The sequence below is a fragment of the Pseudomonas sp. GNP014 genome, assembly GCF_054344005.1.
In genome coordinates this window covers 2,409,642-2,425,831 of sequence record NZ_JBTGUS010000001.1, presented here as the reverse complement: position 1 = coordinate 2,425,831, position 16,190 = coordinate 2,409,642, and the positions used below count along the sequence as shown (strand labels likewise).

The following is a 16,190-nucleotide window of genomic DNA, read 5'->3' as shown; positions in this document are numbered from 1 at the left end:
GACTGCACACCTGATGAGACCGAGCCATGCACAACAACAATAAAGAGCTGACCCTCAGCGCCCCGCTCAGCGGCCCGGTGCTCACGCTCGCCAAAGTCCCGGACACGGTATTCGCCAGTGGCGCGATGGGTGACGGCATCGCCATCGACCCGTTGAACGACACTCTGTATTCGCCGTGCGCCGGGCTGATCATCCACGTCGCGCGCACCGGTCACGCGTTGACAGTACGCGCCGACAACGGCGCGGAAATCCTTCTGCACCTGGGCCTCGACACCGTTGAACTGAACGGCGAAGGCTTCTCGATGCTGGTCAAGGACGGCACCCGTGTCAGCAAGGGCCAACCGTTGTTGCGCTACGACCTGGACAAGGTCGGCCAGCAATGCAAAAGCCTGGTCAGCCTGTTGATCCTGACCAACAGTCAAGACTTCGAGGTTCGCCCGATCACCCTCAAAGCGGTGAAGGTCGGCGACCCGTTGCTGCACATCATTGCCCGCAACAGTGCGGCAGCGAATGTTGAAGAACCTGGCGGGACTGAGGTGCATGGGCAGGTGTCGGTGGCGCATCGTGGCGGTTTGCATGCACGCCCGGCCGCGCTGATTCGGCAGACTGCGCAAGGTTTCAAAAGCCACTCGCAGTTGCACTTCGCCGGCAAATCGGCGCCGTGCAACAGCCTGATCGGTTTGATGGGCCTGGCGGTTGGCGAACAGGACGAAGTGCACGTCAGTTGTCAGGGGCCGGATGCCGAAGCGGCGTTGCAAGCGTTGCTCAGCGCCTTGGCCACGGCGCTGCCGGATGATCATCACGCGGCGGCGCCGGTCAGTGTTGCCACTCTTAAGCGCCCGCCCGAGGCTGGCGTGTTGCACGGTGTATGTGCTGCGCCGGGACTGGTTGGCGGGCCGCTGTTTCGCCTGAACACGATCAGTTTGCCGGCGGATGCGGGCAATCATGATCCGCTGCAGCAACAGCAGGTGCTCGACGCGGCGCTGAATCAGGTGCGCAGCGAAATCGACGGCACCCTCGCGCAAGCGAAAAAACACAAGAATGTCGACGAAGAGGCGATCTTCGCCGCGCATCTGGCGCTGCTCGAAGACCCGGCCCTGCTCGACGCTGCGCAGCATTCCATCGTTCAAGGCGCAGCGGCGACTCACGCCTGGAGCCAGTCAATCGATGCCCAGTGCGAGGTGCTGCAACGCACCGGCAGCGCGCTGCTGGCCGAACGGGCCAATGACCTGCGCGACCTCAAGCAACGCGTGCTGCGCGCGCTGCTCGGCGAAGCCTGGCATTACGAGGTACCGGCCGGCGCCATCGTCGCTGCGCATGAACTGACGCCGTCGGATCTGCTGCAACTCAGCGCCCAGGGTGTTGCCGGTTTGTGCATGGCCGCAGGCGGTGCGACGTCGCACGTGGCGATTCTGGCTCGCGGCAAAGGTTTGCCGTGCATGGTGGCTCTGGGTTCGGCACTGCTTGATCAGCCGCAAGGTCAACCGGTCGTGCTTGATGCCGACGGTGGTCGCCTGGAACTGTCCCCCAACGCTGAACGCTTGGCTGCAGTTCAGCAGGCGCAGATCGACCGCCAACAACGTCGCGACGCGCAACAAGCCAAGGCTAACCTGCCTGCCGAAACCCGCAATGGCGTGCACATCGAAGTCGTCGCCAATGTCGCCTCCAGTGGTGAAGCGGCAGATGCCTTTGCTAACGGAGCCGATGGCGTCGGCCTGCTGCGGACTGAGTTTTTGTTCGTCGATCGTCAGACCGCGCCGGATGTCGAAGAACAGCGTGCGGCCTATCAAGGCGTATTGGATGCGATGGGCGAACACTCGGTGATCATCCGCACCATCGACGTCGGCGGCGACAAGCAACTCGACTACCTGCCGTTGCCAATTGAAGCCAACCCGGTGCTCGGCCTGCGTGGCATTCGTCTGGCTCAGGCGCGCCCGGAAATCCTCGATCAGCAATTGCGCGCACTGCTACAAGTCAGCCCGCTGCGCCGCTGCCGGATCCTATTGCCGATGGTCACCGAAGTCGACGAACTGCTGCACATTCGTCAACGCGTCGATGCGTTGTGCCTGGAACTGAACATCAGCCAGCGCCCGGAAATCGGCGTGATGATCGAAGTCCCCGCCGCCGCGCTGCAAGCCGAACAACTCGCCGAACATGCCGACTTCCTCTCGATCGGCACCAACGATCTGTCGCAATACACCCTGGCCATGGACCGCGACCATGCCGGCCTCGCCGCCCGGGTCGATGCCTTGCACCCGGCGCTGCTGCGCCTGATCGCCATGACCTGCGCAGGCGCGGCCGTGCACAAGCGCTGGGTCGGCGTGTGCGGCGCCCTCGCCTCCGACCCGCTCGCGACGCCGGTGCTGATCGGCCTGGGCGTGACGGAACTGTCGGTCAGCCCGGTGCAGATCGGTGAAATCAAGGACCGCGTGCGCCAGTTGCACGAGGCCGAATGCCAACGCCTCAGCCATGACCTGCTCAAACTGAACAGCGCCGCTGCGGTGCGTCACGCCTGCCACCAGCATTGGCCTCTGCACTAACAACAAGCTCTCTATAAAGAGCAGGGAGAAGCACCATGTATCAACTCTTCATCGAAGGCCTGCAGCGCCTCGGCCGCGCGCTGATGCTGCCGATCGCGATCCTGCCGATTGCCGGCCTGCTGCTGCGTCTGGGTGACACCGACCTGCTGAACATCGCGATCATCCACGACGCCGGTCAGGTGATCTTCGCCAACCTGGCGATGATCTTCGCCATCGGCATCGCCGTCGGTTTCGCCAAGGACAACAACGGCACCGCCGGTCTGGCCGGGGTGATCGGTTATCTGGTGATGATCTCCACGCTCAAGGTGCTCGACGCGAGTATCAACATGGGCATGCTCGCCGGGATTGTCAGCGGCCTGATGGCCGGCGCGCTGTACAACCGCTTCAAGGACATCAAGCTGCCGGAATACCTGGCGTTCTTCGGTGGCCGGCGGTTTGTGCCGATTGTCACTGGCTTCGCCGCCGTCGGTTTGGGTGTGGTGTTCGGCTACATCTGGCCGCCGATCCAGCACGGCATCAACGCTTTTGGTGCGCTGATGATGGAAAGCGGCAGCATCGGCGCGTTCGTGTTTGGCGTGTTCAACCGCCTGCTGATCGTTACTGGCCTGCACCACATCCTCAACAACATGGCGTGGTTCGTGTTCGGCAACTTCACCGATCCAACGACCGGTGCTCTGGTGACAGGTGATCTGTCGCGCTACTTCGCCGGCGACCCGAAGGGCGGCCAGTTCATGACCGGCATGTTCCCGATGATGATCTTCGGCCTGCCCGCCGCGTGTCTGGCGATGTACCGCAACGCCCTGCCGGAGCGGCGCAAGGTCATGGGCGGGATCTTCCTGTCGATGGCGCTGACATCATTCCTGACCGGGGTGACCGAGCCGATCGAATTCGCCTTCATGTTTTTGGCGCCGCTGCTGTATCTGCTGCATGCGCTGCTGACCGGGTTGTCGATGGCGATCACCAATGCGCTGAACATCCATTTGGGTTTTACCTTCTCTGGCGGCTTCATCGACATGGTGCTGGGTTGGGGGCGCTCGACCAATGGCTGGTTGGTGATTCCGGTCGGGCTGGCTTACGCCGTGGTGTATTACGCGGTGTTTGATTTCTGCATTCGTCGCTTCAACTTGAAGACGCCGGGGCGTGAGGATGTGGCGACGGCTGAAAAAGCGGTTTTCGCGGAAAACGAACGCGCCGGGGCTTACATCAAGGCACTCGGTGGTGCAGACAACCTTGTGACTGTCGGCGCCTGCACTACGCGGTTGCGACTGGAAATGGTGGATCGCAACAAGGCGTCCGATGCAGACCTGAAAGCATTGGGTGCGATGGCCGTTGTGCGTCCGGGCAAGGGTGGCAGTTTGCAGGTGGTGGTCGGTCCGCTGGCCGACAGCATTGCTGATGAGATTCGCCTGGCGATGCCGGCGTTGGGGCGTGCGGTTCTTGCTGAACCTGTTGCGGTTGTCGAAGAGCCGAAAGCGGTTGTGGTCGCAGGCACCGAAGCTCAGCAATGGCTGAATGCGCTGGGTGGTGGCGACAACGTGCTGCAACTGGATTGCATTGCCATGAGCCGGATTCGCTTGCTGTTGGCGGATGGCAAGGCGTTGTCCGAGGCGCAGCTGAAAGAGCTGGGTTGTCAGGGTGTCAGCCAGTTGGAGGGTGGGGTTTGGCATTTGCTGGTGGGGGATAAGGCGGCGAGTTTGAGTGGGGCGCTGGAGGCGTTGGTCAATCGCAGCGAGGTCAGTGCCAAGGTCTGAGCCTTTACATCAGGCTCTACTCGAAACAACTGATACAAAAAACCCGGCGTTGGCCGGGTTTTTTCATGCTGCTCAAGTTCAGGACATTCTTGCGCGCTGTTCCGCCTCGTAATGCCGAGTCTGGTACGGCATGAGCGCCTGAATCTTCAAACCCAGACTTTCCGTCAACCCCCAAGCAACCGCCAACTCGTCGCGGCGATTGCGTAATAAAACAGCTGGTTGAGAAACGACGTGTTGCTTGGGTGTTTTGGCGTTGAAAAGCTCGAGTGCATGGAGCGTTTCCAACACGCGGCTATCCGATACACATGCGAAACGCGTAAATCGCTCCAGCAGATAAGCCGCTCGCCGCAGCTCGACTTCATCGCTGTGAAACTTGAGAAATGTTGATATCTCACTCTCAAGATCGGATTTTGAATACCAGACCTCTTTGGCTGCATCGACCAGCGCCGTCCCATCCGCTTGATCCAGCGGTCTTCTGACCAACGTATCCAATGCCGAAGAAAGGACATGATCATCAAGAGAGTTCGACATCTGGTTCCTCCAGGTAGTCCTGCAAGATATTGAAGAGCACTGAGGCAGGTTGCTCTTTGTTGCCAACATATACATCAATTGCTTGCAATGCCAGACGCCGGAAATCACTCGTCAGAATGAAACCGGCTCTAAGAAGCGCCTTGATGTCCGCAACGTCGTGATCGGTAGCCCTGCCAAGTTTTGTAATTGCAATATCCACCGGAGCAGCGATGTGAATCTGGAGCGGGGACGTCTCCGGAAACTCAGTCATGGGAATACTTCGCACCCAGTAGTCTTCATGGATCGGGCCAAAACTAGTGTTGTATTGAAGGTCGTAGTTCAGCTCCATCACTCGAGCAGAGCGTTCGTCGATAAAAGGCTCCGGAACTTGAGCAAGAAGCGCTTGAAGGTCGAACCCTGGCGGAAGGCAAGCTTCATAAATCTCCGCATCGACATCCATGGAAATACGATGATTTGTGTAGAGATGTACGGCGCAACCACCAAAGACGATGATTTTGACTGCCCCCGGATCGGCATTTTCCTGCGTCAATTCTGCTTCGACTGATTTGAACATCGAAACCAATGCCTTCCCCAATGCAGTATTCGTGTTGATACGGGGAGTGACTACGGGCAGCAATTCCATTTTTGAACCTCAGAGTCATGTCGATGGCTAAAGCGACGCAACTTGTTGCCCTGCTCGCTGTTTGCCAGAGACAGATCAAGGTATGGATGCGACTTCCGAGGGACAACCTGAAAGAGTGGTAGGAAAATTCCCCGGTTTGATTGCGCTCTGAAACTCGTCTGACGCCTGTTAATGCCTAATCGCTGGCAAGCCAGCTCCCCCAAGGGAATGCATTTCAACTGTGGGAGCCAGCCTGCTGGCGATGAACGATGACGTGGTCGTCAGGTTTGTGGGTCGACTCGATCCAGCGCTCGATTTACCGCCAGTTCGGCGAGCATGACGATTTGCTGGATGCCTAATACCGTGCTGCGCTGCGAACCGCTTAGCTCATTGGCGAAGTTGCTGGCGGCGGTGCTTGCCGAGGCTAACGATTCGCAGGCGTGGGCGAGCAGGCTTTCGGTGTCGACCTCTGGGCGGACCATGAACATGGTGCTCGGTCGGCGGGGCTTTGCGGGTTCGGGGCACAGGTAGAAGTCGAGGGCGCGTTTGATGGCTTCGCGGTTTCGGGCCTGGTCTTCGGCGCGGAGGGCTTCTTCGAGTGGGGTTTTGGTTTCGGGTGGATCGGGTACGGGCTTAGTCATTGCAATGATCTCTAATCAATGATTGAGCCATCACTGGTCGTTTCTCACGCGACGAAGAGGTGGCAGCTATGTGCGGAGTGAGAAACCGGTAAGAGATCAACCCGGCCGAACCGAAGTCCGCCCGCACACAGCCGCCATAGAACATCACCGGCAGCAAATCAGCTGGCGGCGATTATGGTGCTACTGACGTTTGATTAAAACCTCTTACCGGGTTCTCACACCCGTTCACCGATTTGCGGTGACAACCAAAGACTAGAGACCCGACGTCCGACGAACAACCTGAAAACCTTGTGGGAAGGTTCTGGTTATTCGACACATCATTAAACAGACAAAAACAAACCCTCACCCTAGCCCTCTCCCAGAGGTAGAGGGGACTGACCGAGGTGTTTGGTGGATGTACGCCGACGTGAAATACCGAGTCGAATTCAGATCCTGAAAAGCCCAAAAATCGACTCCCTCTCCCTCGAGAGAGGGCTGGGCGGGCGGCGTTCCGATGAGGGGCGAATCCACCACAAAACCAACGCCGAACACCCGCTCCTCACCACTCAATAGGCCGAGTGTCAGCTCGCCTGCTCTTGATCTTGATCCACCGGCCCCGTCGGCAGGCTGAGTGGAGGGATTTATCCGGGGGTGGGAGCGCAGCGACCGTTCGACGAAGTCGAACACATCGAGAGGAGGTGCAGCGAAGCAAACCGGAGGCGATGCGCCCGGATCAATCCCGGAGCGAAGGAACCCCGAGCCTCAGCGAGCGGGCCGAACGTTGGGGCAAGCGTTTTTTGCTTACTTTTTTAGGCGTTTGTAAAAAAGTGAGTCGCCGTAAGGGCGAAACCGCCAGCCGCAGCAACCAAAAGAATGGATATTCACCCAGTCAACAAGAGCATGGTCGCCTATAAGGGCGCCATCGCCGGCAAGCCAACTTCCACAGTTAAATGAGTTAACCCCTCAAATCGTGGCCAACAAAAAACCCGCAGAATTTGCTTTCCGCGGGTTTACATTTTGCCTCTAGAAACTCATCTGCCACTGCCCGGTCAACGCTTGATTACGACTATTGCTACCCACCTCGGCGTTGTAACCAATACTCAGGGTTTGGCGTGCAGAGATCCCGACGTCCACACCTGCCCCGACTATCAGGCTGTCGCGATCCAAAGCACTGCCCTGGACATTGAACCCGGAGCCACCCAAAACAAAGGCCTGACGGGTTTCACTTTCTACGTCGCCGTAAGTGTGGCGCCAGCCAAGGCTACCCCTCGGCGTTACGCTGATACCGTTCTGCAACTGATTAAGCTGCGCCAGTCGCACGCCGAACGTGCTGCTGAAGTTATCCTGGGTCTGGGAGTCCACGGCCAACGCGGCCAAGCCGCCTTTTTCAGTGAACCCTTCGCGGTGATAACGCTGGTACCCCAGATTGGCGAATGGCTCGACGTTGAGCCGGCCACTGCCCAACAAATAGCCCAGTTCCGCAAAGGCTTGTTGGCTGTCGGCATCGTAGTTGCCTTTTGGCCGGTCGCTGAAGCCTTCGAATTCAACCGTACGCTTATTATCTCCGTCATGGCCGCTGTAAGCCGCCCCCAGGCGTAACGCCAGAGGCCCATCCTGGCGCATGGCGTACGCGCCGACATGCCAACTGTGCAGCGTGCCCTCGAAGTTATGGCTGTCGAGGTCAGTCTTCGAATAACCACCGAGTACGCCCATGCGCCATTCGGGCGAAAGCGACCAATCCACGCCCAGCACAGTGCCAGCCGTTCGTTGCTCAAAACTGGAATTGCCCTGTTCGCCGTCGAGCTTGCCGTAGCTGCCAATGCCTTGCAGCCATACGCGGCCCGGTGCGCTTGGATCGTTCAGATTGCGAACAGTGTTCGCAACGTCAGTGGCCGCCAGAACTGGGGTCTGCGATGAATCAAGCCCCACCCGCAAGCCGCTATCGCTGCCCATTTGCTGCATCGCTGTACGCATGCTGGTCATTACCGACGAACTGGCGGCCAGTGTGGCGCTGCTCAAATTGGCATTGCTGCCAGCAGCGAGACTTTCGATGGATGCACTAATGCCTGCAGCACCTTGAGAGATCGTCATGACAGCGTTGTAAAGGACGTTGGACTTATCCCCATTGACCGGAAATCCAGACCCTGGAGGCCCGAAGATCGGGTCGAAATCGAGTGCAGGGCTTATCGTTTGGATACTTTCAGCGGCATGGATACCGTTCGCAGTTCGAGCATAACGACTAAGGTCCAGCTTATGAGGAACGTCCACCCGATTGAAGGCATCGCTGATCGTCTCTGCCGCTCTGACTTGATTGAAAAAACCTCCGGCAACAACCGAGGCCATACATACGGTGAAACGATGACGGGTAAGAAACATGCGAGAAATCCTTTTGTCGTTATGACTCGATCATCCTATATAGCGCTTTGGCATTACCAGCAAAAAGCAGGCAAAAAAAACCGCTGAAATCACTTTCAGCGGTTCTTTTATCAGCGGCCAAAGACTCAGAAATCTTCCAGCCGCCACACCTCATAAGCCGGCGTCTCGTACGGATGACTGAGCTTCAACGCCGCCACAACAGCCACGATCAACTCATCCGCCACCACAAGCTCAACCTTCCATTCCTCAACCCGCTCAACCTGCCCCGCCTCGCCAATGAACGGCTGACTACCGTCCAACGGTCGAAACTGGCCAGACCCAAGCACCTGCCACGCACAGTGGTCATAGTCACCGATCCGCCCACCACCGGCAGCGAACACAGCCCCTTTGACCACCTCGACATGACTGTCAGGAACAAAAAACGCCAGCTTGTACACAGGCCTTAGTTCACCCAGACGCGCGCGTTACGGAACATGCGCATCCAAGGAGCGTCCTCGGTCCAGTCTTCCGAACGCCACGAGTTCTGCACCGCGCGGAACACACGCTCCGGGTGCGGCATCATGATCGTCACGCGACCGTCGCGGCTGGTGAGGCCGGTGATCCCGCGCGGCGAACCGTTCGGGTTGGCCGGGTAGGCTTCGGTGACCTTGCCGTGGTTGTCAACGAAACGCATCGCCACGCAACCGGACAGATCGGCTTCCAGCAGTGCTTCTTCGCTGGAGAACTCGGCATGCCCTTCACCGTGAGCGATGGCGATCGGCATACGCGAGCCGGCCATGCCCTGCAGGAAGATCGAGTTCGATTCCTGGATCTGCACCATCGCCACGCGGGCTTCGAACTGCTCGGAGCGGTTGCGCACAAAGTGCGGCCAGAACTCGCTGCCCGGAATCAGCTCGTGCAGGTTGGACATCATCTGGCAACCGTTGCACACGCCGAGGGTGAAGCTGTCGTTGCGCTCGAAGAAGCCCTGGAACGCATCGCGGGCGCGGCTGTTGAACAGTGCCGATTTGGCCCAGCCTTCGCCCGCGCCGAGCACGTCGCCGTAGGAGAAACCACCGCAGGCCACCAGACCTTTGAACTCGTTCAGGTCGACACGGCCAGCAAGAATGTCGCTCATGTGCACGTCGATCGCGTTGAAACCGGCGCGGTCGAACGCGGCGGCCATTTCCACCTGACCGTTGACGCCCTGCTCACGCAGCACGGCCACCTGTGGGCGGATGCCTTTCTTGATGTAAGGCGCGGCGATGTCCTGGTTGACGTCGTAGCTCAGCTTGACGCTCAGGCCCGGGTTGTCTTCTTCCAGCAGCACGTCGAATTCTTGCTCGGCGCAGTCGGCGTTGTCACGCAGACGCTGGATCTGGTAGCTGGTCTCGGCCCACTGACGTTGCAGCAGACGACGCTGGCCTTCGAACACGGTGTCACCGTTGAAGGTGATATTGATCTGGCCATTGTTCATCGGCTGACCGATCACCGACACGCAGTCGCCCAGACCGGCCGCGCTGAATTGCGCGAGGATGTCTGGCGTTGCGTCCTGACGAACCTGGATCACGGCGCCCAGTTCTTCGTTGAACAGGATCGCGGCGATTTCTGCCGAGGACTCGGCAACGCTGTCGAGGTTCAGGCTCAGACCGCAGTGGCCGGCAAAGGCCATTTCCACCACGGAAGTCAGCAGACCACCGTCGGAACGGTCGTGGTAAGCCAGCAAGTGACCGTCGGCGTTGAGGCCCTGGATCACCGCGAAGAAGGCTTTCAGGTCTTCGGCGTCATCGACGTCCGGCGCGTGTTTGCCAAGCTTGCCGTGAACCTGTGCAAGGATCGAGGCGCCCATACGGTTCTGGCCGCGACCGAGGTCGATCAGGATCAGGTCGGTGGTGCCCTTGTCCATGCGCAGTTCCGGGGTCAGGGTCTGACGGATGTCAGCCACTGGCGCGAAACCGGTCACGATCAGCGACATCGGCGAGGTCACGGTTTTTTCTTCGCCGTTGTCGTTCCAGCGAGTGGCCATGGACATCGAGTCCTTGCCCACCGGGATGGTGATGCCCAGCTCAGGGCACAGTTCCATGCCGACCGCTTTCACGGTGTCGTACAGACGTGCGTCTTCGCCCGGGTGACCGGCAGCGGACATCCAGTTCGCCGACAGTTTGATGTCGGAGATCTTGTTGATGCGCGAAGCGGCAATGTTGGTCAGGGTTTCGCCGATGGCCATGCGGCCCGACGCCGGAGCGTCCAGCAGAGCCAGCGGAGTACGCTCGCCCATCGCCATCGCTTCACCGGTGTAGACGTCGAAGCTGGTGGCGGTGACCGCAACGTCGGCCACCGGAACCTGCCATGGGCCAACCATCTGGTCACGGGCCACGAGGCCGGTGATCGTGCGGTCACCGATGGTGATCAGGAAGCTCTTGCTCGCCACGGCCGGGTGATGCAGAACGCGTTCGATGGACTCGGTGATGTCGAGGTTCGACGGATCGAAGTCATCGCCCAGTTCTGCTTCACGAACCACCGAACGGTGCATGCGCGGGGCTTTGCCCAGCAACACTTCCAGTGGCATGTCCACCGGGTTGTTGCCGAAGTGGCTGTCGGTCACGGTCAGTTGTGGTTCAGCGGTGGCTTCACCGACTACTGCAAACGGGCAGCGCTCGCGTTCGCAGATCGCCTGGAAGCGCTCGAAGTCTTCAGGGCCGACCGCCAGAACGTAACGCTCCTGGGATTCGTTGGACCAGATTTCGTGCGGGGCCATGCCCGGCTCGTCGTTTGGAATGTTGCGCAGTTCGAAACGGCCACCACGGTCGCCGTCGTTGACCAGTTCCGGGAAGGCGTTGGACAGACCGCCCGCACCCACGTCGTGGATGAAGCTGATCGGGTTCTTGTCGCCCAGCTGCCAGCAACGGTCGATGACTTCCTGGCAGCGACGCTCCATTTCAGGGTTTTCACGCTGTACGGAAGCGAAGTCCAGATCTGCCGAGCTGGTGCCAGTGGCCATGGAAGAAGCGGCGCCGCCACCCAGACCGATGAGCATCGCCGGGCCGCCGAGCACGATCAGCTTGGAGCCGACCACGATCTCGCCTTTCTTGACGTGTTCTTCGCGGATGTTGCCCATGCCGCCGGCCAACATGATCGGCTTGTGGTAACCGCGAACCTCGTCACCGTGCGGGGTGGTGATCGACTGTTCGAAGGTACGGAAGTAGCCGGTCAGAGCCGGACGGCCGAATTCGTTGTTGAACGCGGCGCCGCCGAGCGGGCCCTCGATCATGATGTCCAGTGCGGTAACGATGCGCTCCGGCTTGCCGTACGGCACTTCCCACGGCTGTTCGAAGCCCGGGATTTGCAAGTTCGATACGGTGAAACCGGTCAGGCCGGCCTTTGGCTTGGCGCCGCGACCGGTTGCACCTTCGTCGCGGATCTCGCCACCGGAACCGGTGGATGCGCCCGGGAACGGGGCAATCGCAGTCGGGTGGTTGTGGGTTTCAACCTTCATCAGGATGTGCACCGGCTCCTGCACCGCGCCGTACTGGCGGGTTTCCGGATCCGGGAAGAAGCGGCCGGCGACGTTGCCGACGATCACCGAAGCGTTGTCCTTATAAGCAGACAACACGCCTTCGTTGTGCATCTGATAGGTGTTCTTGATCATGCCGAACAGGCTTTTTTCCTGGCTCTCGCCGTCAATATCCCAACTGGCGTTGAAGATCTTGTGGCGGCAGTGCTCGGAGTTGGCCTGAGCGAACATCATCAGTTCGATGTCGTGCGGGTTGCGCTTGAGACCGTTGAAGGCGTTGACCAGATAGTCGATCTCGTCTTCGGCCAGGGCCAGGCCCAGCTCGGTGTTAGCCTTTTCCAGCGCGGCGCGGCCGCCACCAAGGATGTCGATCGCGGTCAGCGGCTTCGGTTCGGCGTGGCTGAACAGACCGGCGGCCTGTTCCAGATTGCCCAGGACAATCTGGGTCATGCGGTCATGCAGCACGTCGGCAATCTGCTGCGCTTCGGTGTCGCTGAACTGGCCGGCCACGTAGAACGCGATGCCGCGCTCCAGGCGCTGGATCTTGCTCAGGCCGCAGTTGCGGGCGATGTCGCTGGCCTTGCTCGACCATGGCGAGATGGTGCCGAAACGCGGCAACACCAGAAACAGACGGCCGGTCGGCTCTTGTACCGGAACGCTTGGACCGTACTTCAGAAGGCGCGCAAGCACCTGCTGTTCGTCGCCGGTCAGGACGCCGGTGACTTCGGCGAAGTGAGCGAATTCAGCATACAGGCCACTGACAGCTGGAACCTTCTGGCTCAGTTGCTCAAGGAGTTTGCTGTGGCGAAAGGCAGAAAGGGCAGGAGCGCCGCGCAGGATCAACATCTTCGGGACAGCCTCGGGAAGGGGTGTGCTTTGAGGCCGTGCATTCTAGCCTAAACCGCCCTCAACATCACCCGAAACGCTACGCACGGTTGCACTCGGGTATCAATCTGTGTTTCTGCCTTTGAAGTCAGATTTATCGGCTGGGCAACGCCGGCTTATTTTTACTGTAACAAAATGCCCTTGAGCCCCATTTCTGCGGGGTTTCGTCCGGTTTTGTGATCTCTAGCAGACAAGCCCTTCACTGTCGAGATATGGCGCCCGCAGCCGTTTGCGTATACTGCGCAGATGTTTTTCCCAACGGCTTTGCGTCCGCGGTACGCCAAATGGCTGATCGCAACCGGACTCTTCCTGATGCTCGGTGGTTGTGTTGATAAACCCAACACACTCGAGCGCGTAAAGGAGGATGGTGTGCTGCGGGTGATTACCCGTAACAGCCCCGCCACCTACTTTCAGGATCGCAGCGGTGAAACCGGCTTCGAATACGAGCTGGTGAAGCGCTTCGCCGACGATTTGGGGGTCGAGCTGAAGATCGAGACCGCCGACAACCTCGACGACTTGTTCGACCAGATCGGTAAACCGAACGGCCCGGTACTGGCAGCGGCCGGCCTGGTCAGCAGTGAAGATCGCAAGAAGCAGGTGCGGTTCTCCCACGCCTACCTCGAAGTCACCCCGCAGATCATTTATCGCAACGGCCAGTCGCGGCCGACCGATCCTGGGGATCTGGTCGGCAAGAAGATCATGGTGCTCAAGGGCAGCACCCACGCCGAACAACTGGCCGAGCTGAAAAAGAAATTTCCCGGCATCGAGTACGAAGAGTCCGACGCGGTGGAAGTGGTCGATCTGTTGCGCATGGTCGATGAAGGTCAGATCGACCTGACCCTGGTCGATTCCAATGAAGTGGCGATGAACCAGGTGTACTTCACCAACATCCGCGTGGCCTTCGACCTCGGCGACGCGCGCAGCCAGAGCTGGGCGGTGGCCGCCGGCGAAGACAACAGCCTGCTCAACGAGATCAACGCCTACCTCGACAAGGTGCAGAAGAACGGCACCTTGCAGCGCCTGAAAGACCGCTATTACGGCCACGTCGATGTCCTCGGCTACATGGGCGCCACCACGTTCGCCCAGCACTTGCAGCAGCGCCTGCCCAAGTACGAGCAACACTTCAAGAACTACGCGAAAAAAGAGAAAGTCGACTGGCGCCTGCTGGCGGCCATTGGTTATCAGGAATCGCTGTGGCAACCGGCCGTCACGTCCAAGACCGGTGTGCGCGGGTTGATGATGCTGACCCAGAACACGGCGCAGGCGATGGGCGTGTCCAACCGCCTCGATCCGAAGCAGAGCATCATGGGCGGCGCCAAGTACCTGGCGTATATGAAGGATCAGCTCGACGATTCGATCAAGGAACCGGACCGCACCTGGTTTGCACTGGCGGCGTACAACGTCGGCAGCGGTCACCTCGATGACGCACGCAAACTGACGGCCAAGGAAGGGTTGAACCCGGACAAATGGCTGGATGTGAAGAAGATCCTGCCGCGCCTGTCGCAGAAGCAGTGGTACAGCAAGACCCGCTACGGTTACGCCCGCGGTGGCGAGCCAGTGCATTTCGTGGCGAACATCCGTCGCTACTACGACATCCTCACCTGGGTGACCCAGCCGCAGCTTGAAGGCGATCAGGTGGCCGAGGGCAATCTGCACGTGCCGGGGATCGACAAATCCAAACCGGCTCAAGAGCCTGCCCCGCTTTAACCAACACCCCAAATCAATTGTAGGCGTGAGCCTGCTCGCGCCTACAGGGGTTTTGTGTGGTTGCTTAGTGCTTGGCGGCAGCCAGAATCAGCGCTTTCATCTCGGACACAGCGGACTTGAAGCCGACGAACAACGCATGTGCCACCAGCGCATGGCCGATGTTCAGTTCGTTGATACCCTTGATCGCTGCCACGGCTTCAACGTTGTGATAGTGCAGGCCATGCCCGGCGTTGACGATCAGGCCCTGCGCCAGACCAAACGCCACACCGTCCGCCACCCGCTTCAATTCTTCAGCGACCTCGGTCGGTGTTTCGGCATCGGCATAACGCCCGGTGTGCAGTTCGATTGCCGGTGCGCCAACGCGCTTCGACGCGGCAATCTGACGCTCGTCGGCATCAATGAACAGCGACACTTCGCTACCCATCTTCGACAGACGCTCAACCGCTGCCTTGATGCGTTCCTCCTGCCCCGCTACATCCAGACCGCCTTCGGTGGTCAGCTCCTGACGGGTTTCCGGCACCAGGCAAATATGCGCCGGGCGGATGCGCTCAGCGAACGCCATCATTTCTTCGGTGACACCCATTTCGAAGTTCATGCGGGTCTGCAGCACGTCCTTGAGCAGCAAGACATCGCGCTCCTGAATGTGCCGGCGGTCTTCGCGCAGGTGCACGGTGATGCCGTCGGCGCCCGCCTCTTCCGCGTCCAGTGCCGCCTTGACCGGGTCCGGGTAGCGCGTGCCACGGGCCTGACGCAGGGTGGCGACGTGGTCGATGTTCACGCCAAGAAGAATGCGATTGCTGGTGGTCACGGGTGCGCTCCTGAAATGAGAGATTCGGCGCACAGCATACGGGGTGATCAGGGCTTGCGAAACAGTTCGCGACTCACGAGCGGACGGCCGCCCAGATGCACCGCCAGTGCCTGACGCATCAAGCGCTTGGCGGCAGACAGTGCGCCGGGGGCGGACCAATCGGCTTCGGCCATGGCCAGCAGCTCGGTGCCGTTGAACAGGCCTGGCTGCAACAGAAAGACTCGCTCAAGACCAGCATCGACTTGCAGACGATAGAGACCGTCTGGCGCGACAGACTCGCCATGGATGTCGGTGTTCAGGGCAAAGCCGTAACCGAGATCGTCGAGCAACCGCCACTCGAAGGAGCGCAGCAACGGCTCCAGCGGTCGGCCCTCGGCCAGAGCCAGCAAGGTCGCCGCGTAATGATCGAACACGCCAGGGTGCGGATCTTCAGCCGGCAGCAGACGGATCAGCAATTCGTTGAGATAGAGGCCGCTGAACAGCGCCTCGCCGACCATCCAGGTCGCATTGCCGGCACTTTCCATGCGCCCGACATTCTTCAGTTCACCCTTGCCACGAAACTCCACTTCCAGCGGCACGAACGGCCGCGCCAACGTCCCGGCCTTGCCCCGTGCACTGCGCAACACCGCCCGCAGCCGCCCTTGCGGCGTGAGGAAATCCACCAAGGCGCTGGTTTCGCGGTAGGCGCGAGAATGCAAGACGTAGGCGGGTTGGGCGGGAGGTGGTGTTGAGGACATGGAGTTCTCATTGATAAAAACGCGGCTTTATATTCACCCCAAAAACCAATGTGGGAGCGAGCTTGCTCGCGAATTCGGTGTGACAGTCAACATCAATGCTGAATGTTACATCCTCTTCGCGAGCAAGCTCGCTCCCACAGT

10 protein-coding genes and 1 pseudogene are annotated in these 16,190 nt (G+C 59.8%); 3 read left to right on the top strand and 8 right to left on the bottom strand.

Annotated elements, in window-relative coordinates; genetic code table 11:
- The first annotated feature begins 26 nt into the window (after positions 1-26).
- Entirely contained in the window at positions 27-2,540 is a 2,514-nt protein-coding gene (gene ptsP, locus ACXX9E_RS10760; protein ID WP_458555410.1) for a phosphoenolpyruvate--protein phosphotransferase, read from the top strand.
- 35 nt (positions 2,541-2,575) lie between these two features.
- Complete coding sequence (gene nagE, locus ACXX9E_RS10755) at positions 2,576-4,291, top strand: N-acetylglucosamine-specific PTS transporter subunit IIBC (RefSeq protein WP_123464916.1); 1,716 nt, start codon at positions 2,576-2,578, stop codon at positions 4,289-4,291.
- A gap of 78 nt (positions 4,292-4,369) precedes the next feature.
- Here the strand turns inward: nagE and ACXX9E_RS10750 are convergent, their stop codons facing one another.
- From ACXX9E_RS10750 to purL, 6 genes and pseudogenes are all read right to left on the bottom strand, one after another.
- Positions 4,370-4,822 carry a hypothetical protein gene (locus ACXX9E_RS10750; protein ID WP_267799193.1) on the bottom strand — a complete coding sequence of 151 codons (453 nt, stop codon included), beginning with the start codon at positions 4,820-4,822 and terminating at the stop codon, positions 4,370-4,372.
- The gene (locus ACXX9E_RS10745; RefSeq protein ID WP_177413067.1) at positions 4,806-5,444 is read right to left on the bottom strand and encodes a DUF6036 family nucleotidyltransferase; all 639 of its coding nucleotides are present in this window, start codon (positions 5,442-5,444) and stop codon (positions 4,806-4,808) included. Before ACXX9E_RS10745 ends, ACXX9E_RS10750 begins: the two co-directional genes overlap by 17 nt.
- Positions 5,445-5,704: 260 nt before the next feature.
- Positions 5,705-6,064, bottom strand: a complete 360-nt coding sequence (locus ACXX9E_RS10740; RefSeq protein ID WP_322376407.1) for a DUF6124 family protein — start codon at positions 6,062-6,064, stop codon at positions 5,705-5,707.
- Between the two features lie 1,002 nt (positions 6,065-7,066).
- Positions 7,067-8,155: pseudogene (locus ACXX9E_RS10735) on the bottom strand (autotransporter outer membrane beta-barrel domain-containing protein); the annotation flags it as partial.
- Positions 8,156-8,544: 389 nt separating this feature from the next.
- The gene (locus ACXX9E_RS10730) at positions 8,545-8,856 is read right to left on the bottom strand and encodes a YqfO family protein (protein WP_095050948.1); all 312 of its coding nucleotides are present in this window, start codon (positions 8,854-8,856) and stop codon (positions 8,545-8,547) included.
- Positions 8,857-8,861: 5 nt separating this feature from the next.
- A complete protein-coding gene (gene purL / locus ACXX9E_RS10725) occupies positions 8,862-12,758 on the bottom strand; it encodes a phosphoribosylformylglycinamidine synthase (protein WP_458555409.1) in 3,897 nt (1,298 codons plus the stop codon).
- 285 nt (positions 12,759-13,043) lie between these two features.
- Here purL and mltF point away from each other — a divergent pair, with 285 nt between their 5' ends.
- A complete protein-coding gene (gene mltF, locus ACXX9E_RS10720; RefSeq protein WP_123464908.1) occupies positions 13,044-14,504 on the top strand; it encodes a membrane-bound lytic murein transglycosylase MltF in 1,461 nt (486 codons plus the stop codon).
- 64 nt (positions 14,505-14,568) lie between these two features.
- Here the strand turns inward: mltF and pdxJ are convergent, their stop codons facing one another.
- Positions 14,569-15,312 carry a pyridoxine 5'-phosphate synthase gene (gene pdxJ / locus ACXX9E_RS10715; protein ID WP_128613873.1) on the bottom strand — a complete coding sequence of 248 codons (744 nt, stop codon included), beginning with the start codon at positions 15,310-15,312 and terminating at the stop codon, positions 14,569-14,571.
- A 47-nt stretch (positions 15,313-15,359) separates the two neighbouring features.
- Positions 15,360-16,049: a DNA repair protein RecO gene (gene recO, locus ACXX9E_RS10710; RefSeq protein WP_123464903.1), complete on the bottom strand. Its 690-nt coding sequence runs from the start codon at positions 16,047-16,049 to the stop codon at positions 15,360-15,362.
- Positions 16,050-16,190 lie beyond the last annotated feature (141 nt).

What these genes read in the sequence shown, in the direction of transcription:
- purL (WP_458555409.1), bottom strand. Translation starts at nt 12,758, where the DNA reads ATGTTGATCCTGCGCGGCGCTCCTGCCCTTTCTGCCTTTCGCCACAGC.
- mltF (WP_123464908.1), top strand. Translation starts at nt 13,044, where the DNA reads ATGTTTTTCCCAACGGCTTTGCGTCCGCGGTACGCCAAATGGCTGATC.
- nagE (WP_123464916.1), top strand. Translation starts at nt 2,576, where the DNA reads ATGTATCAACTCTTCATCGAAGGCCTGCAGCGCCTCGGCCGCGCGCTG.
- ACXX9E_RS10750 (WP_267799193.1), bottom strand. Translation starts at nt 4,822, where the DNA reads ATGTCGAACTCTCTTGATGATCATGTCCTTTCTTCGGCATTGGATACG.
- recO (WP_123464903.1), bottom strand. Translation starts at nt 16,049, where the DNA reads ATGTCCTCAACACCACCTCCCGCCCAACCCGCCTACGTCTTGCATTCT.
- ptsP (WP_458555410.1), top strand. Translation starts at nt 27, where the DNA reads ATGCACAACAACAATAAAGAGCTGACCCTCAGCGCCCCGCTCAGCGGC.
- ACXX9E_RS10745 (WP_177413067.1), bottom strand. Translation starts at nt 5,444, where the DNA reads ATGGAATTGCTGCCCGTAGTCACTCCCCGTATCAACACGAATACTGCA.
- ACXX9E_RS10740 (WP_322376407.1), bottom strand. Translation starts at nt 6,064, where the DNA reads ATGACTAAGCCCGTACCCGATCCACCCGAAACCAAAACCCCACTCGAA.